The 20033-nt window shown below is 73.7% G+C and carries 12 protein-coding genes; 5 read left to right on the top strand and 7 right to left on the bottom strand.

All coding sequences use genetic code 11. The features are described 5' to 3' along the window. Nucleotides 1-188 precede the first annotated feature (188 nt). On the bottom strand, nt 189-3212 hold the full coding sequence (locus IE332_RS20615; RefSeq protein ID WP_189918463.1) for a bifunctional [glutamine synthetase] adenylyltransferase/[glutamine synthetase]-adenylyl-L-tyrosine phosphorylase: 3024 nt from the start codon (nt 3210-3212) through the stop codon (nt 189-191). 183 nt (nt 3213-3395) lie between these two features. Here IE332_RS20615 and IE332_RS20610 point away from each other — a divergent pair, with 183 nt between their 5' ends. After that, a complete protein-coding gene (locus IE332_RS20610; RefSeq protein ID WP_189918461.1) occupies nt 3396-4574 on the top strand; it encodes an acyltransferase family protein in 1179 nt (392 codons plus the stop codon). Here the strand turns inward: IE332_RS20610 and IE332_RS20605 are convergent. Together IE332_RS20605 and glnA2 are read right to left on the bottom strand one after the other, a co-directional pair. Beyond that, nucleotides 4541-5758: a hypothetical protein gene (locus IE332_RS20605; protein WP_229928747.1), complete on the bottom strand. Its 1218-nt coding sequence runs from the start codon at nt 5756-5758 to the stop codon at nt 4541-4543. The two genes, IE332_RS20610 and IE332_RS20605, sit on opposite strands and share 34 nt — an antisense overlap. Before the next feature lie 179 nt (nt 5759-5937). Then, the gene (gene glnA2, locus IE332_RS20600; RefSeq protein WP_097238167.1) at nt 5938-7299 is read right to left on the bottom strand and encodes a gamma-glutamylpolyamine synthetase GlnA2; all 1362 of its coding nucleotides are present in this window, start codon (nt 7297-7299) and stop codon (nt 5938-5940) included. A gap of 173 nt (nt 7300-7472) precedes the next feature. On the opposite strand from glnA2, the gene IE332_RS20595 reads away from it, so the two are divergent. Further along, nucleotides 7473-9227: an NAD+ synthase gene (locus IE332_RS20595; RefSeq protein WP_189918459.1), complete on the top strand. Its 1755-nt coding sequence runs from the start codon at nt 7473-7475 to the stop codon at nt 9225-9227. 168 nt (nt 9228-9395) lie between these two features. Here IE332_RS20595 and IE332_RS20590 read toward each other — a convergent pair whose 3' ends face one another. The 3 genes from IE332_RS20590 to IE332_RS20580 form a co-directional block, all read right to left on the bottom strand. Beyond that, the gene (locus IE332_RS20590) at nt 9396-10445 is read right to left on the bottom strand and encodes an endonuclease/exonuclease/phosphatase family protein (RefSeq protein ID WP_189918457.1); all 1050 of its coding nucleotides are present in this window, start codon (nt 10443-10445) and stop codon (nt 9396-9398) included. A 226-nt stretch (nt 10446-10671) separates the two neighbouring features. Beyond that, complete coding sequence (locus IE332_RS20585; RefSeq protein WP_189918455.1) at nt 10672-11301, bottom strand: TetR/AcrR family transcriptional regulator; 630 nt, start codon at nt 11299-11301, stop codon at nt 10672-10674. A 233-nt stretch (nt 11302-11534) separates the two neighbouring features. Then, nucleotides 11535-13142, bottom strand: coding sequence for an MFS transporter (locus tag IE332_RS20580; RefSeq protein ID WP_189918453.1), 1608 nt, complete (start codon nt 13140-13142; stop codon nt 11535-11537). A 320-nt stretch (nt 13143-13462) separates the two neighbouring features. Between IE332_RS20580 and panB the strand changes: the two genes are divergently transcribed. From panB to IE332_RS20565, 3 genes are all read left to right on the top strand, one after another. Next, complete coding sequence (gene panB / locus IE332_RS20575; RefSeq protein WP_189918451.1) at nt 13463-14332, top strand: 3-methyl-2-oxobutanoate hydroxymethyltransferase; 870 nt, start codon at nt 13463-13465, stop codon at nt 14330-14332. 166 nt (nt 14333-14498) lie between these two features. Next, the gene (locus IE332_RS20570) at nt 14499-15521 is read left to right on the top strand and encodes an ATP-binding cassette domain-containing protein (protein ID WP_189918449.1); all 1023 of its coding nucleotides are present in this window, start codon (nt 14499-14501) and stop codon (nt 15519-15521) included. Next, on the top strand, nt 15518-16330 hold the full coding sequence (locus tag IE332_RS20565; RefSeq protein ID WP_189918439.1) for an ABC transporter permease: 813 nt from the start codon (nt 15518-15520) through the stop codon (nt 16328-16330). Before IE332_RS20570 ends, IE332_RS20565 begins: the two co-directional genes overlap by 4 nt. 225 nt (nt 16331-16555) lie before the next feature. On the opposite strand, the gene IE332_RS20560 is transcribed toward IE332_RS20565, so the two are convergent. Further along, nucleotides 16556-19930 (bottom strand): AfsR/SARP family transcriptional regulator, encoded by a 3375-nt coding sequence (locus IE332_RS20560; RefSeq protein WP_189918437.1) that lies wholly within the window; start codon nt 19928-19930, stop codon nt 16556-16558. Nucleotides 19931-20033 lie beyond the last annotated feature (103 nt).

Here is a 20033-nt window from a genome sequence, read left to right as displayed (position 1 = left end):
GGCCTCCCTGATCCTCTGGCTCCGCGAACCGGCCAGATGATCATTTGTCAGACACGCCTTAGGGCCCGTCTTCGAACCCCCGCCTGCGGGGCGACGCCGGGGGTTCGAAGACGCGCCCTGTGCCACGGCCGAGGAACGACGAGGAGGGGCCCCTGATCCAGGGGCCCCTTTCGCATGCGCCGCCGAGCTCACCCGAGCCCGTAGAACAGCCGGTCCACCACCGCCCGCGCCCGCCGGGTGGTCCGCCGGTAGTCGTCCAGCAGCTCCCCGCTGTGCCCGGCGCCGTACCCGAGGTAGCGGGCCACCCCGGCCAGCTCCCTGGCCTCCCCGGGGAAGCTGTCCCCGGGTCGGCCGCGGACCAGCATCACCGCCGCCCGCACCCGGGAGGCCAGCACCCAGGCGGCGTCCAGCACCTCGGCGTCGTCCCGCCGCACCAGCCCGGCCTCCACCGCGGCCGCCAGCGCCGCCCTGGTCCGGGTGGTGCGCAGGGCCGGGAACTCGTGCCCGTGCCGGAGCTGGAGCAGCTGCACCGTCCACTCCACGTCCGCCAGCCCGCCCCGGCCGATCTTGGTGTGGGTGGTCGGGTCGGCCCCGCGCGGCAGCCGCTCGGCCTCGATCCGGGCCTTGATCCGGCGGATCTCCACCAGGTCCCGCTCCGGCACCCCCTCGCCCGGGTAGCGCAGCGGGTCGATCAGCTGCCGGAACCGCGCGCCCAGCTCCGCGTCCCCGGCCACCGGCTCGGCCCGCAGCAGCGCCTGGCTCTCCCAGGCGTGCGACCAGCGCCGGTAGTACGCCGCGTACGAGGCGAGGGTGCGCACCAGCGGGCCGCTGCGCCCCTCCGGCCGCAGGTCGGCGTCGACCAGCAGCGGCGGCTCGGTGGAGGGTGCGCCCAGCTGGGTGCGCAGCTCGTGGCAGACCGCCTGGGCGGCCTTGGCGGCCTCCTCCTCCAGCGAGCCGAGCAGCGGCTCGTGGACGAAGAGCACGTCCGCGTCCGAGCCGTAGCCCAGCTCGTGGCCGCCGAAGCGGCCCATCGCGACCACCGAGAGCCGGGTCGGCAGGTCCCCGTGCTCGGCCTCCCAGCCCGCCACGCAGGCGCGCAGCGCCCCCTCCAGGGTGGCGGCGTTGAGCGCGGTGAGCGCCTCCCCCGCGGTCTCCAGCGCCTCGGCGGGGTCGTCCCCGAGCCGGCCGAGGACGTCCGCGGCGGCCGTACGGAACAGCTCCCGGCGGCGCACCGAGCGGGCGGCGGCCACGGCGGCCGTGGTGGAGCCGGCCCGGCCGACGGCGGCCAGTATCTCCGACTGCAGCGCCGCCCGGCCGCGCGGCTCCAGGCCCTGCGGATCGCCCAGCATGGCCACCGCCTCGGGGGCGCGCAGCAGCAGGTCCGGCGCGAGCCGGCCGGCCGACAGCACCCGGGCCAGCTGCTCGGCGGCGGCGCTCTCGTCCCGCAGCAGCCGCAGGTACCAGGGGGTGCGGCCGAGCGCGTCGGAGACCTGGCGGAAGTTGAGCAGCCCGGCGTCCGGGTCGGCCGAGTCGGCGAACCAGCCGAGCAGCACCGGCAGCAGGGTGCGCTGGATCGCCGCCTTGCGGCTGACCCCGGAGGCGAGCGCGCTGATGTGCCGCAGCGCGGCCGCCGGGTCCGTGTAGCCGAGCGCCTCCAGCCGGGCCCGCGCCGCGTCCGGGGTGAGCCCGGCGGCGCCCGGCGGCAGCTCGGCGACGGCGTCGAGCAGCGGCCGGTAGAACAGCTTCTCGTGCAGCCGCCGGACCTCCACCGCGTGCCGCTTCCACTCCCGCTGCAGCGCGGCCACCGGATCGGCGCGGGTGTCGTCGTTGATCAGCGAGGTCAGCGAGCGGGCCAGCCGGCGCTGGTCCTCCGCGGCGGTGGGCATCAGATGGGTGCGGCGCAGCCGGTGGAGCTGGATCCGGTGCTCCAGCGAGCGCAGGAAGCGGTACGCGGTGTCCAGCGAGGCGGCGTCCGCCCGGCCGACGTAGCCGCCCCGGGAGAGCGCGGCCAGCGCCTCCAGGGTGTTGCCGCTGCGCAGCGCCGGGTCGGTGCGCCCGTGCACCAGCTGGAGCAGCTGGACGGAGAACTCGACGTCGCGCAGCCCGCCCGGGCCGAGCTTGAGCTGGCGGTCCAGCTCGGTGGCGGGGATGGAGTCGATCACCCGGCGGCGCATCTGCTGCACGTCGGTGACGAAGTTGTCCCGGGCGGCGGCCTGCCAGACCATCGGGGCGAGCGCCTCGACGTACGCGGCGCCGAGTTCGGCGTCCCCGGCGACCGGGCGGGCCTTGAGCAGGGCCTGGAACTCCCAGGTCTTGGCCCAGCGCTGGTAGTAGGCGAGGTGGCTGGCCAGGGTGCGCACCAGCGGGCCGTTGCGGCCCTCGGGGCGCAGGTTGGCGTCCACCGGCCAGATGGTGCCCTCGCCGGTGGTGTCCGCGCAGAGCCGGGTGAGGGCGGCGGCCAGCCGGGTGGCGGCCTTGACCGCCTCGTGCTCGTCCACGCCCTCGCGCGGCTCGGCCACGAAGATGACGTCCACGTCCGAGACGTAGTTGAGTTCGCGGCCGCCGCACTTGCCCATGCCGATCACGGCGAGCCGGCAGGCCGCGGTGGCCTCCGGGTCCTGCTCGGCGGCGAGGTCCAGGGCGGTCTGCAGGGTGGCGCCGGCCAGGTCGGCGAGTTCGGCGGCGGTGCGGGCGAGGTCGGTGGTGCCGGTGAGGTCGCGGGCGGCGATGGCGAGCAGGCAGCGCCGGTAGGCGACCCGCAGGGCATCCGCCGGGCTCCGGTCGCCGCCGCGCACGCCCTCGCCGAGGGCCCGGCGGAAGTCCTCCGGGCCGGGGTGCATGTCGCGCAGCTCGAAGGTGACCAGCACGTGCCAGTCGTGCGGGTGCCGGGCGAGGTGGTCGCCGAGCGCGGTGGAGACGCCGAGCACGCCGAGCAGCCGGTCGCGCAGCGGCTTGGAGGTGGTCAGGGTGTCCCGCAGGGTGTGCCGGTCGGTCTCGTCGGCCGCCTCCATCAGCCGGGCCAGGCCGAGCAGCGCGAGGTCGGGGTCGGCGGTGGCGCCGAGCGCGTCCAGCAGCACCGGGTCGTCGGCCAGTCCCCTCAGGCCGGGGCCCTCCAACAGCCGCACCGCCCGCGCCGGGTCGCCGAACCCGCGTCGGACCAACCGGTTCTCCGGCCTGCTGACCCGGCTCCCGGCCCGCTGCTCCTCCACCATCAGCCCCTCCATCCGTCCGCCTCAGCAGGCTACGCGCCCCGGCGGCCGGCCGCCGGACACGACCACCTCCCGGACGCCCCGACCGCCGCGCGTGACCTCGCCCCCGCCCCGCTCGTTCACCCGGGCGCCGTCCCCCACCCCCGGAGCACAGACCCCCCGGAGCACAGACCCCCCGGAGCACAGATGCCCAGTCGCCTGCCCTCGCTCACCGGGCTGCGCTTCTGGGCCGCCCTGCTGGTCGTGCTCTACCACCTCTCCCGCAAGGTCGGCGAGCTGCCGCTGGTGGGCCCGCTCGCCTGGTACGGCCGGTCCGGGGTGACGTTCTTCTTCGTGCTCTCCGGCTTCGTCCTCGCCTGGACGTACGGGAGTTCGCCCGCGTCCGCCGCCGTCTTCGCCCGGCGCCGGTTCGCCCGGATCTGGCCGCTGCACCTGCTGACCACCGGGCTCTCCCTGGGCGCGGACGCCGCGATCGGCGCGGCCCTGCCGGTGGTGGCCGCGCTCTGGTCGCTGGCGCTGGTGCACCCGTGGGCGCCGTCCACCGTGTACGGCGGCAATCCGGCCTCCTGGTCGCTGGGCGCGGAGGCCTGGTTCTACCTGCTGTTCCCGTTCCTGCTGCGGCTGTTGGCGCCGCGCCGCCGCGTCTGGCTGCCGGTCGGGGCGGGCTGCGCGCTGCTCGGTCCGGCGCTGTGGGCGGCCGGCGCCCTGCTGCCCGCCGATCCGGTCCTGCGCGGCTGGCTGCTGGACTACCTCCCGCTGACCAGGACCCCGCAGTTCGTCCTCGGGGTGGTCACCGGTCTGGCCGCCCGCCACGGCCTGCTCCCCCGGCCGCGGCTCGTCCCGGCGGCGGCCGCCGTCCTCGGGTGGCACCTGGTGCTGGTCCCCTGGCACGCGGCCGTCCCGGACGCGCTCTGGTACGGACCGTACAGCGCCGCCCAGTTGGTCCCGGCCCCGCTGTTCGCGGCCCTGCTGGCGGCGGCCGCCCGGCGCGACGCGGCGGCGACGGCGCCCCGGCTGCTGGCGGGCCGGACGGCCGTCCGGCTCGGGGAGTGGTCGTACGCCTGGTACCTGGTGCACGAGGTCGGCATCCGCTGCTGGCTCGCGGTGCAGGGCCGCCCGGCCCCCGGCGCCGCGACGCTCGGCGTCTGGCTGCTGCTGGCCGGCGGCTCGCTGGCCGTCGCGGCCGCCCTCTACCGCTGGGTGGAGCGCCCCTGCGAGCGGCTGCTGCGCGGCGCCCCGCGCGGCCGGGACGCGGCGGCGCCGCTGCCGCCCCGCGGGGTGCGGGTGGTGCGGCAGCGGCGCCGGGGTCGGGCCGGGTCCCCGAGGGGGGATCAGCCTTCGGTGGAGCTGTCCAGGTTGACGTAGGCGTAGAAGACGCCCAGGTCGTAGCCGTCCTTGTCGGTGTCGAACTTCACCTTGATGTCGGTGTCCCCGTTGCGCAGGAACGGCGAGATGTCCCAGCGGTTGGAGTCGTAGCCGAAGTTGTTGCGGTTGTACGGGGTGCGGACGAACTGGTCGGCCGGAGTCAGTTCCTCGATGGTGGAGTTGAAGGCGTCGTCCGAGGCGTGGTTGACGTCCGTGAAGGGCGTCTCCGGGCCGTTGGTGGACTTCATCTTGAGCGTGTCGCCGGTCCACTTGAGGTCGCCGTCGTAGACCACGAAGCCGAGCTTGCCCTGGACCGGGCCGGTCGGCGGGGTCTGCAGCCCGGTGAGGTCGATCTCGCGCTCCGGGCTGTCCGGCAGCTCGACCTGGAAGCCGTCCCACAGGTGGACGTGGCGCAGCGGCTTGCAGTCGTTCTCGTACGCGACGACGATCGTCCAGCCGCCCCAGCTGTGCGGCTTCACCACCGAGTCCATGTTGGCGACGGTGTAGCTGCCGTTGCCGAACTTCTTGACCAGGTCGGTGACGTCGGCGGAGGCCTGGTAGCTGCTCTCGTCGTCGGTGGTGATGTAGCCGATGGACGGCTGGTCGTTGGCGATGTTCCGGTACTGCGTCTCGCCCGGGACCTTCAGGTACACCTCGTCGATCTGGCTCTCCGGCAGCACGGTGTCGCCGATGCCGCGGGTGCCGCCCCAGTAGAGCCGGGCGTACTTGACGGTCGAGCCCGGGAGCAGGCCCAGGTCGGCGGAGCTGGCGGAGTAGATCGGGTCACCGAGCGGGCCGATCGAGCCCGGGTCGATGTTGATGTACTTCATCTGGTACTTGTTGTTGATCGGCCGGCTGCCGAGGCCCTTGCGGGCGTCCTCGCACGGCGGCTGCGCCGGGTCGACCGGGGGCTTGGTCTCGTCGCAGGTCATCAGCGAGTTGCTGATCCGGGTGATGGAGCCGTGGAAGTCGCCCTCGAAGCGGGTGGTGAACGGCAGCGGGTTGGACGCGATGGTGTTGGCCCGCAGCTGCGGGTGCTCCTTGCCGGAGCCGGAACCCCGGGCGTCGGCGATCGTCGGGACGGCCAGCAGCTGGCCCGCGACGGCGACGAGGGCGGCGCCCCCGACGCCGATCCGGCGGGCGAGCAGACGGGCGGCAGCGGCACGGCTGACGGAGGAGGTCATGTGATCCTCTCAGGACGGAACGAGACGAGCAGCCCAATCGGACCACAACGTTCCGTCACATGAACGTCACATACCGCCACCAGTGGAGTCCTCCGGCTCAGATCCACTCCATAGGAGGGCCCGCCGTCATCCTCTCGAACGACAGCGGGCCCGAAGCGGTTTGAGCGGCGGTCACCCGCTCACAGCACCTGGAGGTTCTTCCGCAACTCGAACGGGGTCACCTCGGAGCGGTACTCCTCCCACTCCTGGCGCTTGTTGCGGAGGAAGAAGTCGAACACGTGCTCGCCCAGCGTCTCGGCGACGAGCTCGCTGCGCTGCATCAGGTCGATGGCCTCGCCGAGGTTCTGCGGCATCGGCTGGATCCCGAGGGCGCGGCGCTCGGAGTCGGACAGCGCCCACACGTCGTCGTCGGCGCCGGGCGGGAGCTCGTACCCCTCCTCGATGCCCTTGAGGCCGGCCGCCAGGGTGACGGCGTAGGCGAGGTACGGGTTGCAGCCGGTGTCGAGGGAGCGGACCTCGATCCGGGTGGAGCCCTGCTTGCCCGGCTTGTACATCGGCACCCGGATCAGCGCGGAGCGGTTGTTATGGCCCCAGCAGATGTAGGACGGGGCCTCGCCGCCGGCGCCGGCGGTGCGCTGGGAGCCGCCCCAGATGCGCTTGTAGGAGTTCACCCACTGGTTGGTGACGGCGGCGGTCTCGGCGGCGTGCTTCAGCAGGCCGGCGATGAACGATCTGCCGACCTTGGAGAGCTGGTACTCGGCGCCGGACTCGTGGAAGGCGTTGCGGTCGCCCTCGAACAGCGAGACGTGGGTGTGCATGCCGCTGCCGGGGTGCTCGGAGAACGGCTTGGGCATGAAGCTCGCGTGCACGCCCTGCTCCAGCGCGACCTCCTTCATGACCAGACGGAAGGTCATGATGTTGTCGGCGGTGGAGAGCGCGTCGGCGTAGCGCAGGTCGATCTCCTGCTGGCCAGGGGCGCCCTCGTGGTGCGAGAACTCGACGGAGATGCCCATCGACTCCAGCATGGTGATCGCCTGGCGGCGGAAGTCGTGGCCGACCCCGCGCGGGGTGTGGTCGAAGTAGCCGGACTGGTCGGCGGGGATCGGCGCGGTGCCGTCGCCCGGCAGGTTCTTCAGCAGGAAGAACTCGATCTCCGGGTGGGTGTAGAAGGTGAAACCCAGGTCGGAGGCCTTCTCCAGGGTGCGCTTGAGCACGAACCGGGGGTCGGCGTAGGACGGCGAGCCGTCCGGCATCAGGATGTCGCAGAACATCCTGGCGGTGCCCGGGGTCTCCGAGCGCCAGGGCAGGATCTGGAAGGTGGTCGGATCCGGCTTGGCGATCATGTCGGACTCGTACACCCGGGCGAAGCCCTCGATGGCGGAGCCGTCGAACCCGATGCCCTCCTCGAAGGCCTGCTCCAACTCGGCCGGCGCCACCGCGACCGACTTGAGGAACCCGAGCACGTCGGTGAACCACAGCCGGACGAACCGGATGTCACGCTCTTCGAGCGTCCGAAGCACGAACTGCTGCTGCTTGCCCATGGGGACAGTCTCACCTCTGCTCTTTACGCTCGTGTTACGCCCGGGAAGCCCCCGAAAGACCCCTGGCGGCGATTGCCCCCATCATGGCCGATCACCGCGCGGTCCGGCAGTGCGGCCCCTCGTGGAGTTGCCCTCGCGGGACATCGCGTCAGATAGACGATAAACTCGGTGGCATGCCCAATCTCCGTCTCGCCCTGAGCCAGATCGACCCCTGGGTCGGTGACCTCGCCCGCAACAGCGATGAGGTGGTGCGCTGGACCAAGCAGGCCGTCGAGGCCGGCGCGCAGCTGGTCGCCTTCCCCGAGATGGCCCTCACCGGGTACCCGGTCGAGGACCTGGCCCTGCGCCACTCCTTCGTCGAGGCCTCCCGCGGCGCGCTGGTCGAGCTGGCCGGCCGGCTGGCGGCCGACGGCCTGGGCGAGGTGCCGGTGGTGGTCGGCTACCTCGGGCGCTCCGAGCACGCCTCGCCGCGCTTCAACCGCCCGGCCGGGTCGCCGCAGAACTGCGCCGCGGTGCTGCACCGGGGCGAGGTGGTCACCCGCTTCGCCAAGCACCACCTGCCCAACTACGGCGTGTTCGACGAGTTCCGCTGGTTCGTCCCGGGCGACCAGCTGCCGGTGGTCCGGGTGCACGGGGTGGACGTCGCGCTGGCGATCTGCGAGGACATCTGGCAGGACGGCGGCCGGGTCACCGCGGCCCGCGAGGCCGGGGCCGGGCTGCTGCTGGTGATCAACGGCTCGCCGTACGAGCGGAACAAGGACGACCAGCGGCTGGAGCTGGTCCGGCGCCGGGCCGCCGAGGCGGACTGCGCCCTGGCGTACGTCAACATGGTCGGCGGCCAGGACGAGCTGGTCTTCGACGGCGACTCGATCGTGGTCGGCCCGGACGGCGAAGTGCTCGCCCGCGCCCCGCAGTTCGAGGAGCACCTGCTGGTGCTGGACCTGGACCTGCCGGCCGCCGACAGCGACCACACCGACGGCCTGCTGCTGAGCGACGGCCTCCACCTGGTCCGCACCGAGCTGGACGACGGGCCGGGGGCCGCACCCGCCGCGATCCCGCCCGCCGGGATCGCGCCGCGGCTGTCCGACGAGGCCGAGATCTGGGCCGCGCTGGTCTCCGGCACCCGGGCGTACGTGGCCAAGAACGGCTTCCGGTCGGTCCTGATCGGCCTCTCCGGCGGCATCGACTCCGCCCTGGTGGCCGCGATCGCGGTGGACGCGATCGGCGCCGGGAACGTGCACTGCGTGTCGATGCCCAGCCGCTACTCCTCGGAGCACTCCAAGGACGACGCGGCCGAGCTGGCCCGCCGCACCGGCCTGCACTTCCGGACCGTCCCCATCGCCCCGATGTTCGACGCCTACCTGGCCGCCACCGAGCTGACCGGCCTGGCCGAGGAGAACCTGCAGTCCCGGCTGCGCGGCACCCTGCTGATGGCGATCTCCAACCAGGAGGGTCACATCGTGCTCGCGCCCGGCAACAAGAGCGAGCTGGCGGTGGGCTACTCGACCCTGTACGGCGACTCGGTGGGCGCGTACGGGCCGATCAAGGACGTCTACAAGTCGCTGGTCTTCCGGCTGGCCCGCTGGCGCAACGAGGAGGCCGGGCGGCGCGGCGAGGTGGCGCCGATCCCGGAGAACACCATCGTCAAGCCGCCGTCCGCCGAACTGCGGCCGGACCAGCAGGACACCGACTCGCTGCCGGACTACGACCTGCTGGACAGCGTGCTGACCCGCTACATCGAGGGCGACGAGGGGCGGGACGCGATCGTGGCGGCCGGTTTCGACCCGGCCGTGGTGGACCGGGTGGTGCGGCTGGTCGACACCGCCGAGTACAAGCGGCGCCAGTACCCGCCGGGCCCGAAGATCTCGGTGAAGAACTTCGGCCGGGACCGCCGCCTGCCGATCACCAACCGCTGGCGGCGCGGCTAGGGCGTGTCTGACAATTCCCGCCGGGCGCGCGACGCCGGGGCACGCACCTCGCCGCGTTGTCGTCGGTCGCCGATGCTCCGCATGGACTCCCTCCTCCGCCTTGCGATGCACGCACCCCAACGCCGCGCGCTGATCCGACGCGAATTGTCAGACACGCCCTAGGGTGCCCTAGTTGTACCGGTAGGTGGCGGCCACCGCGAGGTGGTCGCTGCCGTCCCGGGGCAGGGTGCGGGAGTCGACCGGCGCCAGCCCGCCCTTGCTCAGGATCTGGTCGATCCGGGCCATCGGGAAGGACGCCGGCCAGCTGAAGCCGAAGCCGTCCCCGGCGGCGCCCTGGGCCGAGCGCATCTGCGAGGTGACCGGCGCCAGGCTGCGGTCGTTCATGGTGCCGTTGAGGTCGCCGAGCAGCAGCACCTTCTTGACCGGCTCGGCCTGGATCGCGTCGCCGAGCGCCTGGGCGCTGGCGTCCCGCTGGTTGACGGTGAAGCCGCCCTCGGCCTTCAGCCGCACCGAGGGCAGGTGCGCGACGTACACCGCGACCGGGCCCTGCGGGGTGGCGACCTGGGCCCGGAACGCCCTGGTCCAGCCCATCTTGAGGTCCACCGGCGCGATCCCGCTGATCGGGAACTTCGACCAGAGCCCGACCGTGCCCTCGACCGTGTGGTACGGGTAGGCGTCGGCGAGCCCGGTCTCGTACGAGCGCAGCGCCCGGCTGGCCAGCTCCTGCAGGGCGACGATCTCGGCGCCGGAGGAGACCAGCCCGCGGACGGTGGCCGGCACGTCGGTGTTGGCCGCGGCGACGTTGTGGCTGACCACCGTCCAGTCGCCCTTGCCGCCGCTCTTGTCGCTCAGCAGGCCGCCGAACAGGTTGGCCCAGAGCACGACGGGCAGCAGCAGGGCGATCAGCGCGGTGGCGGAGCGGCGCAGCAGCGCGGGCACCAGCAGCACCGGGACGGCCAGGCCGACCCAGGGCAGGAAGGTCTCCAGCAGGCTGCCGAGGTTGCCCACGCTGTTGGGCACCTCGGCGTGGAAGGCGAGCAGCGCGCCGGTGAGCACGGCCAGGACGGCGACCACCAGGCCGCGCCGCCAGGTGGTGGCGCCGCGGGCGTCCCGGCCCCAGTGGCGCAGGCCGAGCAAGCCGGCCGGACGGGCCGCGGGGGCCGGGTCGTCGGCACCTCCGGGGGCCGCGATCCGCTCGGTCCTGTCCGCCTGTGCCATCCGTGGCTCCCGTTCGCTCGTGCCGTCCGCCGGTCCCCGGTCCGGCCCGTACGGACGGGCACGAACCGGGCCGGTGCCGGTTCGTTCGGATACCCGGCTCAGCCTATGCCGGGACAGACGTCACGCCCCCGGAGCGGGTTCCGGCGTGGCCCGGTTTGGTGAGCCAGGCCACGTCCGGCGGGGTCGGCGGGGTGAGCGCCGTCAGCGGGTCAACGGATGAGCGGGATCAGCGGGGTGCCAGGCCCTGGAGCACGGAGTCGACCATGGCCCGGGCCAGGTCCGGGTCCTCCAGGTCGGAGTCGTCCCACAGGATGCTGCGGTAGAGGATCGGGCCCATCAGCAGGTCGCCGAGCAGGTCCGGGTCGAGGTCGGCGCGCAGCACGCCCTCGTCCACGGCGCGGCGGATCAGGGCCAGTCCGGCCTCGCGGCGCGGCTTGACCACCCGTTCGCGGTAGGCGTTGTGCAGTTCGGGCAGGCTGTGCATCTGGCCGAAGGCCGCCTTGAGCACCCAGCGGCTGCGCTTGGCGAGGCCGCGCCGGCGCATGTAGTCGACCATCTCGATCAGGTCGGCCCGGGCGCCCTCGCCGGTCGGCTCCGGCATCGGGACCTCCAGCCGGCTGACCACGTCGACCAGCAGCGCCTCCTTGTTGGGCCAGCGCCGGTAGATGGTGGCCTTGCCGACGCCGGCGGCGGTGGCGATGCCCTCGATGGTGAGCTCGGACATCGTGGTGCCGCCCGCCATCAGGTCTTCGACCGCGGTGAAGATGGCCTGCTCGGCGGCCTCGCTGCGCGGGCGGCCCCGGCGGGTCGCGGCGCAGGCCTGCCCGGTGTCGGCGGTCGGGCTGTCCGTCTTCATCCCCGCTGGTCTCCTCGCTGTCCCCGGGCGCGCGGGCGCCGTCCGTGTCGTTGGCGGTCCGTACGGCGGGCGGGGGCCCGCCGGACCGAGGCCCTGCCGCCCGGGCGCACCCGGGGCGGCAGGGCCATTGTCACTCAGTCGTGATCCGCGGCGGGCGGCCGGCCGTCGGCTGTCGGCCCAGGCCGACCCGGCCACCGGTCGCCGCTCGCCGGCCGCCGGGCACCGGTCGCCGGTCAGGCGTCCGCGGCCGCGGCCGCGCGGGCCTCGTCCGGCTGCGCGGCGGCCGGACCGGCCGGAGCGCCGGGGGCGGCGGTGCGGCGCGGCAGCAGGAACCAGGCGACCAGCGCGCCGAGCACCGAGATGCCCACCGAGAGCGAGGCGACGATGTGCATGGCGTGGATGAAGGAGTCGTTCGCCGGGCCGACCAGCGCCTTGCCGCCCGGGATCCGGTCGGCGATGGCCAGGGTGGCCTCCAGCGACTCGCCGGCCTTGTCCCGCAGGTTCTCGGGCAGCTGGTTCAGCGTGTCGCTCATCCCGTCGCGGTAGACGGTGGAGAGCACCGCGCCGAGCACGGCGACCCCGAGCGAGCCGCCGACCTGGCGGAAGGTGTTGTTGACGGCCGAGCCGGCGCCGGCCTTCTCCCGGGGCAGCGAGCCCATGATCGCGACGGTGACCGGCGGCATCACGTGCGCCATGCCGGCGCCCATCACCAGGCCGAGCACGATCAGCACCCAGATCGGGGTGGTGACGGTGAGCACGGTGTAGCCGACGAAGCCGAGCGCGACCAGCACCATGCCGCCGGCGGCGGTGGCGGCGACGCCGATCCGGTCGACCACCAGCCGGGCCCGCGGCGCGAACAGCAGCTGGGCCACGGCCAGCGGGAGCATCAGCAGACCGGCCTGCAGCGCGCTGTAGCCGCGCACGCTCTGGATGTAGAACACGCCGAAGAACGAGACGCCCATCAGCGCGAAGAAGATCACGCCGACGACCACCACGGAGGCGCTGAACACCTTGTTGCGGAACCAGGTGACGTCCAGCGCGGGGAACGCGGTGCGGCGCTCGAACCAGACGAAGGCCACCAGCGCGACCACGCCGACCAGGGTCGGCACCCAGGCCGCGGGGGCGGTGAAGTCGGCCAGCTCGCCGCCCTTGATGATGCCGTAGATCAGCGCGACCAGGCCGACGATCGACAGCAGCACGCCGACCGGGTCGAGCTTGCCCGGGCTCGGGTCCTTGGACTCGGGCACCAGGACCGCCATCGCGATCACCGCGACGACCACGATCGGGACGTTGATCAGGAAGACCGAGCCCCACCAGAAGTGCTCGATCAGCAGACCGCCGGTGATCGGGCCGATCGCGATGGCCAGGCCGACCGCGCCCGCCCAGATGCCGATCGCCTTGGGCTGCTCCTCGCGCTCGAAGACGTTCATGATGATCGCCAGGGTGGCGGGCATCGCGAGCGCGGCGCCGACGCCCATCAGGGCGCGGAAGCCGATGAGTTCACCGGGCGAGCCGGCCATCGAGGACAGCAGCGAGGCCACGCCGAAGACCACCATGCCGGCCAGCAGCGCGAGCTTGCGCCCGAAGCGGTCGCCGAGCAGGCCCGAGGTGAAGAGCAGCCCGGCGAACACCAGGGTGTAGGAGTTGATCGACCACTCCAGGTCGCTCTGGGTGGCGCCGAGGCCGACCGGAGCGGGGGTCGCGATGGTCTTCATCGCGACGTTGAGGATCGAGTTGTCGAGCACGACGACGAGCAGGGCGAGCACCAGGGTGCAGAGGATCGCCCAGCGCCGACGGTGGATGGCTTCCGGCACACGGGGTGGCGCGGCTGCGGTGGTCATTGGTCTTCCCGTCCGTGTTGGCGTGGCACTGGCGGGCAATTCCGAGTCGGATGCGTCTCGTAACCCCCCGCACCAGAGTAGCGGCGAATACGATACGAGACGACCCCGTTTCGTAAAAACGAGGCAAAGCCCGCCCCGGTCCGCGACGGCCCCGGTCCACGACGGCGCCGGTCCGCGACGGCCCCGGGACCCCGTGTGTCACGGATCGCACCGGGACCGACGCACCCCTCTTTGCGCTCGCGCCGGGGCGTGCAAGCATGGAGGTGATCCGGGGACGCCGCACGGCGCCACGAGACGACAACCCTTCAGGAGCCCGTTCGATGAACGCTTCCTCGCCTTCGCCTGCCCAGAACCAGGCGTCGACCGCCACCCTCTACGGCGGGGTCACCAACCGCCGCGTCACCGTCCGCGACCTCGCCGCCGCCAAGCAGCGCGGCGAGAAGTGGTCGATGCTCACCGCCTACGACGCGCTGACCGCGGGCGTGTTCGACGAGGCCGGCATCCCGGTCCTGCTGGTCGGCGACTCGGCGGGCAACTGCCACCTCGGCTACGAGACCACCGTCCCGGTGACCATGGATCAGATGGTGATGCTCTCCGCCGCCGTCGTCCGCGGCACCAAGCGGTCGATGATCGTCGCCGACCTGCCGTTCGGCTCCTACCAGGAGTCCCCCGCGCAGGCCATGCACAACGCGGCCCGGCTGATGAAGGAGGCCGGGGTCGGCGCGGTCAAGCTGGAGGGCGGCGAGCGCAGCGCCCGCTCGATCGAGCTGCTGGTCGAGGCCGGCGTCCCGGTGATGGCGCACATCGGCCTCACCCCGCAGTCCGTGCACGCCCTCGGCGGCTACCCCGTCCAGGGCCGCGGCGACGAGGCGGCGCACCAGCTGCTGCGCGACGCCAAGGCCGTCCAGCAGGCCGGCGCCTTCGCCGTGGTGCTGGAGGCCGTCCCGGCCGAGCTGGCCACCCAGGTCACCGAGCAGCTGGCGATCCCGACCGTCGGCATCGGCGGCGGCCCCGACACCGACGCCCAGGTCCTGGTCTGGACCGACATGGCCGGCATGACCGCCGGCCGGGTGCCGAAGTTCGTCAAGCAGTACGCCAACCTGCGGGCCGTCCTCGGCGACGCCGCCCGCGCCTTCGCCGAGGACGTCCGCGGCGGCGCCTTCCCGGCCGAGGAGCACAGCTTCCACTGACCGGCCCGGGCCGGAGGCGAGTGAGCGAGTAGCAGCCCCCTCTCCGCGGTCGCGGAAAGGGGGCTGTGACGTCTCCGGGCCCCGCTGACAGCGGCGTGACAGCGGGCTGGCAGCGGGCCCGCCCGGCTGACAGGGGGCTGACAGCCGGGGCGGACAACCTGGTGGCATGACACGAATCGCCACCGCCCCGAACGACCGGGGAGCCGCCGTCGGCAACGCCGTCGAGGTCCGCGGCATCGTCAAGCACTACGGCACCACCAAGGCCCTGGACGGCGTCGACCTCACCGTGAAGGAGGGCACCGTCCTCGGCGTGCTCGGCCCCAACGGCGCCGGCAAGACCACCCTGGTCCGGGTCCTCTCCACCCTGATCAAGCCGGACGCCGGCACCGCGGTCGTCGGCGGCTACGACGTCCTGCGCCAGCCGAAGCAGCTGCGCCGCACGATCGGCCTCACCGGCCAGTACGCCTCGGTCGACGAGCTCCTCTCCGGGTACGAGAACCTCTACCTGATCGGCCGCCTGCTCGACCTCCCCCGCCGCGAGGCCAGGGCCCGCGCCACCGAGCTGCTGGAGCGGTTCTCGCTCACCGAGGCCGCCAAGCGGACCGCCAAGACCTACTCCGGCGGCATGCGCCGCCGCCTCGACCTGGCCGCCAGCATGATCGGCCGCCCCCGGGTGCTCTACCTGGACGAGCCCACCACCGGCCTGGACCCGCGCACCCGCAACGAGGTCTGGGACGAGGTGCAGCGGATGGTCGCCGAAGGCACCACCGTGCTGCTGACCACCCAGTACATGGAGGAGGCGGAGCAGCTCGCGAACGAGCTGACCGTCATCGACCGCGGCAAGGTGATCGCCAACGGCCTGGTGTCCGACCTCAAGGCCAAGGTCGGCGGCCAGACCCTGCAGGTCCGCCCGGCCCGGCCGGCCGATCTGCCCGAGATGGCCCGCTGCCTGCGCGAGAACGGCGTCAGCACCGCCACCTACTCCGCCGACACCGGCCTGCTCGCGGTGCCGATCACCGGCGAGGAGCAGCTGACTGCGGTGATCGGGGTGCTCGGCGGCCGCGGCTTCGCGATCGCCGGCATCGACACCAAGGTGCCCAGCCTCGACGAGGTCTTCCTCGCCATCACCGGCAAGCCCGTCGCCGACGCCGAGCCCGTCCCCAGCCTCGCCAAGGAGCCCGTCGCATGACCACCGCCACGCTCGCCCCCGCCCGGGCCGAGGACTCCCGGATCGGCCTGTCCGGGACGCTGCGCCACGTCGGCGCGCTGACCCGGCGCAACCTGATGCGGATCAAGGCCGACCCGGAGTCGATGTTCGACGCCGTGCTGATGCCGGTGATCTTCACCGTGCTGTTCGTCTACGTCTTCGGCGGGGCGATGGCCGGCGACCAGGACACCTACAAGCAGTACCTGGTCCCCGGCCTGCTCGGACAGACCGGCCTCACCCTCGCGATGGCCGTCGGCACCGGCCTCAACAGCGACTTCCAGACCGGCGTGATGGACCGCTTCCGGACCCTGCCGATCGGCCGGGCCTCCGTCCTGCTCTCCAAGATCGCCGCCGAGACCCTCCGCGGGCTCCTCTCCTTCGCGATCCTGATCGGCTTCGCGATGTGCATCGGCTTCGAGGTGAAGACCGGTCCGCTGGAGGTGCTGGCCACGATCGGCCTCGCCCTGGTGTTCGGCATGTCGATCGTCTGGATCTCGATGCTGCTGGGCATGGCGCTGCGCAGCGCCCAGGCCGTCCAGGGCGTGGCCATGCTGGTCCTGATGCCGATGCAGTTCGGCAGCTCGATCTTCGCCCCGACCCAGACCATGCCGGGCTGGCTGCAGTCCTTCACCAAGGTCAACCCGCTCTCCGCGCTGGCCGACGCCTCCCGGGCGCTGCTCAACGGCCAGGGCGCGGTGGCCCACCCGGTGATGATCGTGCTGATCTGGTCCGCCGCCGTCACCGCGGTCTTCGCCCCGCTCGCGGTGGCCCGGTTCCGCAAGCGGACCTGACCCCGGACCTCCGCCGCCCCTCCTCGGAGGAGACGGCGGATCCGACGGCCGGCCGCCCGGGACAGGCGCCGGCCGCCGTACGGGCCCGGCGGGCCGGTGACCAGGGGACGGGCACCGGCCGGCCGGGCCGACGGGCGTGCGTGTCCCGCGGATCCTCGCCGGGTCCACGACGCCGGGGCACGCACCTCGCCGCGGCCTGATCCGACAAGATCCACAGGGCACGCCCTACGCCCCGAAGATCAGCTCCTCCAGCAGCTCGTGGGTCTGCTGCTGGGTCATCCCGACGCCGCGGCCCCGGGCCTCCTCGAAGGCGGCGTCGCCCAGCACCTCGCACAAGGCCCGCGCGGAGCGCTCGCGCTCGACCCGGTCCAGGTAGCCGCCCTTCGGCCCGTTCAGACCGCCGTGCGCGCCGATCAGCACGGCCGCCGCCTCGGCCCGCGCCAGGTCCCCGTCGCGCTGGGCGAAGGCGCAGAGCACCGCGACCACCGCGGGCACCACCATGACCGTCATGTGCTCGGTGAAGCCGCTCGCGGCCGAGACGGACTTCAGCATCCGCCGCCCCTCGCGGAGCAGGACGAGGCCCGCGTCCGGGTCCCCGGCCCGGGCCCTGATCCAGCCCCGGGCGCTCACCAGCAGCCCGTCCACGATGCCCGGCGCGAAGCCGCCCACCCGGACCGCGTCGAGCGCGTCCAGTTCGGCCAGGGCCTCCGGGTACTCCCCGCGCTGGGCGTGGACGCCGCAGAGCGTCAGGTGGCCGAACATCAGGGCGCCGGTGGTGGACTGGTTGGCGACCGGGGTCTCGATCGCGGCCAGCGCCTCCCGGACGGTCCGCTCGCCGAGCTCCATGTCGTGCTCCAGCAGGGCGGTGCCCAGGTGCACCCGCAGCATCGGGATCTCCTGCGGCGCGCCCAGCTCCTCGGCCAGCTCGATCGCCCGCCCGTACGCGGCGGCGGCGGCCTCCGACTCGCCCTGGTTGGCCAGGCTCTCGCCGTGCGCGGCCAGCGCCTGGGACGTCCCCCAGAGGTCCCCGGTCTGCTCGTACAGCTCCAGCGAGCGCCGGCCGTCCGCCAGGCTCTGCTCCGCGCCGCTCGGCCAGTCGTTCATCATCCGGGCCCGGATCTGCAGGATGAAGGCCAGGTCGCCCGGCTCCCCGTACCGCTCGCAGCCGCGGACGGCGTCGTCCAGCAGCTCCGTCATCAGCTCCAGCCGGCCGGACAGGAAGGCCCCGAACACCCGCATCAGCGCCGGGAACCGGTAGGACTGCGGCAGCTCCGGGGTGTAGACCTCCAGCAGCTGCTGGGAGAGGGCGATCGCCTGCTCGTCGCCGAGCACGTCCAGGTTCCCCTCGAACAGCCCGACCAGCCGGAACATCGCGAGCAGCCGGCGGCACTCCTCCACCACGCCCTCGGGCATCGGCAGGCCGTACGAGAGCACGTTCCGCTCCAGCGGCACCGGCGGCGGGACGTCCGGGCCGAACGGGTCCGGGCCGAGCGCGGCGACCGCGTTGTACCAGCCGCGGGCCTCCATGCCGTAGGCGCGCAGCGACCAGTACCAGCTCATGCCGAGCACGAGGACCAGCGCCTGCTGCTCGTCCCCCAGGTCGATGGCGCGGCGCAGCACCGCCCGGACGTTGTCCTGCTCGCGCTCCAGCACGGCCAGCCAGTGCAGCTGCCGGGGGCCGTGGATGTACCGGTCGGCCTCGGCGACCAGGGCGCGGAAGTGCGCCAGGTGGCGGGCCTCGGTGGCGGTGCGCTCGGCGGCGGACTCGGCGAGGCGCTCGGTCGCGTACTCGTGGATGGTCTCCAGCATCCGGTAGCGCGGCAGGCTGGCGCCGTCCAGGTCGGCGACCAGCAGCGACTTGTCGACCAGCGACAGCAGCAGGTCGGCGACCTCGCCGGGGGCCACGTCGGTGCCGTCGGCGCAGACCGCCTCGGCGTCCTCCAGCTGCCAGCCGCCCGCGAACACCGAGAGCCGGCGCAGCACCGCGCGTTCCCGCTTGCCCAGCAGGTCCCAGCTCCAGTCGACCACCGCGCGCAGGGTCTGCTGGCGCGGCAGCAGGGTGCGGCTGCCCGCGGTGAGCAGCGCGAACCGGCCGTCCAGCCGGTCGGCTATCTGGCGCGCCGTCATCACCCGCAGCCGGGCGGCGGCCAGTTCGATGGCCAGCGGCAGCCCGTCCAGCCGGCGGCAGATCTCCGCGCAGGCCTCCGGGTCGCCCTGCGGGTCGAAGCCCGGACGGGCGGTGGCGGCGCGCTCGGCGAACAGCCGCAGCGCGACCGGGTCGGGCAGCGGCTCGACCGGCAGCACCGTCTCGCCGGGCACGCCGAGCGGCTCCCGGCTGGTGGCCAGCACCGTCAGCCCGGGGCACTCGGCGAGCAGCACGTCCACCAGGTCGGCGGCGGCCTGGATCAGGTGCTCGCAGTTGTCCAGGACGAGCAGCATCCGGCGGTGTCCGCACCGCTCGACCAGCCGGCGCACCGGGTCCTCGGCCCGCTTCTCGATCACCTCGGCGACCATGCTGGTGCTGTGCAGCACGATCTCGCGCAGCCCGAGCGCGGAGACCACGGCGGCGGGCACCGCGTCCGGGCTCTCCAGCGGGGCGAGTTCGGCCACCCAGACGCCGTCCGGCCAGGTCCCGGCGGACAGCTCGGCGCGGCCGGCCTCGACCGAGAGGCTGGTCTTGCCCGACCCGCCGGGGCCGGTCAGGGTCACCAGCCGACGCTCCGTCAACAGCCGGCGCAGCGCGGCGAGATCGGACTCCCGGCCGACGAAGCTGGTCAGCCGGCCGCGCAGATTGCCTCCGGCGCGCGGCGGTTGGGGCGCCGGGGCGGTCCGGGCCGGCTCCGGCCCCGGCTCCGGCCCCGGCTCCCGCCGCACCGGCGACTCCGCCACCGGGGCGAGCAACTCGGCGTGGACGGACTGGAGTTGCCGACCGGGATCAACCCCGAGCTCATCGGCCAGGGCGCGCCTGGTCCGCTCGTAGTGGCGCAGCGCCTCGGCCGTCCGGCCGCTCTCGTGCAGCGCCCGGAGCATCAGCAGCTGCAGCGGTTCGTCCAGCGGGTGCCGCTCGCACAGTTCGGCCAGCTCGGCGACCAGCTCCCCGGCCCGGCCCAGCCCCAGGTCGGCGGTGATCCGGTGCCGGCGGGCCTCCTCGCGCTGGGCCTCCAGCCGGGCGGCCGGGCCGGTGCGGTCCGGCAGGTCGGCGAGGGCGGGGCCGCGCCAGAGCGCCAGGGCGGCGCGCAGCCGCTCGGCGGCGACGGCGTGCTCCCCGGCGTCCAGGGCACGCCGGCCCTCCGCGCTCAGCCGCTGGAAGTCGGCGAGGTCGGTGCCCGGGCCGGTCAGCCAGTACCCGGCCGGGCCGGAACCGACCTCGTCCCGGCCCACGGTACGGCGCAGCCGCCCGACCAGGGTCTGCAGCGCGGCGGAGGAGTCCTGCGGCGGGTCGGCGTCCCACACCTCGTCCACCAGCAGGTCGGCCGGCACCGGCCGGCCCTGCCGCAGGGCCAGCGCGGTCAGCAGCGCCCGCAGCCGGGCGCCGCCCAGGGGCACCTGGGTTCCGTCGTCGTGATGGGCCGTGGTCGTCCCGAGGATGCCGTAGTGCACCGGACCATTCTGGTCGATCCGCACGGGTGCGGCCGCACAATTGTGCTGAGGCCCGCGCCCGGGGCGGAACGGGACCGGAGGTTCGGACGTTTCACCCGGAGCG

The organism is Kitasatospora xanthocidica, from assembly GCF_014656195.1.
Lineage (GTDB): Bacteria > Actinomycetota > Actinomycetes > Streptomycetales > Streptomycetaceae > Kitasatospora > Kitasatospora xanthocidica.
Note: the sequence above shows the minus strand (reverse complement) of the source record. Positions and strands in the feature narration are given on the sequence as shown.

Excerpts from the sequence above, each read along its gene's own strand:
- glnA2 (WP_097238167.1), bottom strand. The coding sequence starts at position 7,299 with ATGGGCAAGCAGCAGCAGTTCGTGCTTCGGACGCTCGAAGAGCGTGAC.
- IE332_RS20570 (WP_189918449.1), top strand. The coding sequence starts at position 14,499 with ATGACACGAATCGCCACCGCCCCGAACGACCGGGGAGCCGCCGTCGGC.
- panB (WP_189918451.1), top strand. The coding sequence starts at position 13,463 with ATGAACGCTTCCTCGCCTTCGCCTGCCCAGAACCAGGCGTCGACCGCC.
- IE332_RS20610 (WP_189918461.1), top strand. The coding sequence starts at position 3,396 with ATGCCCAGTCGCCTGCCCTCGCTCACCGGGCTGCGCTTCTGGGCCGCC.
- IE332_RS20605 (WP_229928747.1), bottom strand. The coding sequence starts at position 5,758 with ATGACCTCCTCCGTCAGCCGTGCCGCTGCCGCCCGTCTGCTCGCCCGC.
- IE332_RS20580 (WP_189918453.1), bottom strand. The coding sequence starts at position 13,142 with ATGACCACCGCAGCCGCGCCACCCCGTGTGCCGGAAGCCATCCACCGT.
- IE332_RS20585 (WP_189918455.1), bottom strand. The coding sequence starts at position 11,301 with ATGAAGACGGACAGCCCGACCGCCGACACCGGGCAGGCCTGCGCCGCG.
- IE332_RS20615 (WP_189918463.1), bottom strand. The coding sequence starts at position 3,212 with ATGGTGGAGGAGCAGCGGGCCGGGAGCCGGGTCAGCAGGCCGGAGAAC.
- IE332_RS20565 (WP_189918439.1), top strand. The coding sequence starts at position 15,518 with ATGACCACCGCCACGCTCGCCCCCGCCCGGGCCGAGGACTCCCGGATC.
- IE332_RS20595 (WP_189918459.1), top strand. The coding sequence starts at position 7,473 with ATGCCCAATCTCCGTCTCGCCCTGAGCCAGATCGACCCCTGGGTCGGT.
- IE332_RS20590 (WP_189918457.1), bottom strand. The coding sequence starts at position 10,445 with ATGGCACAGGCGGACAGGACCGAGCGGATCGCGGCCCCCGGAGGTGCC.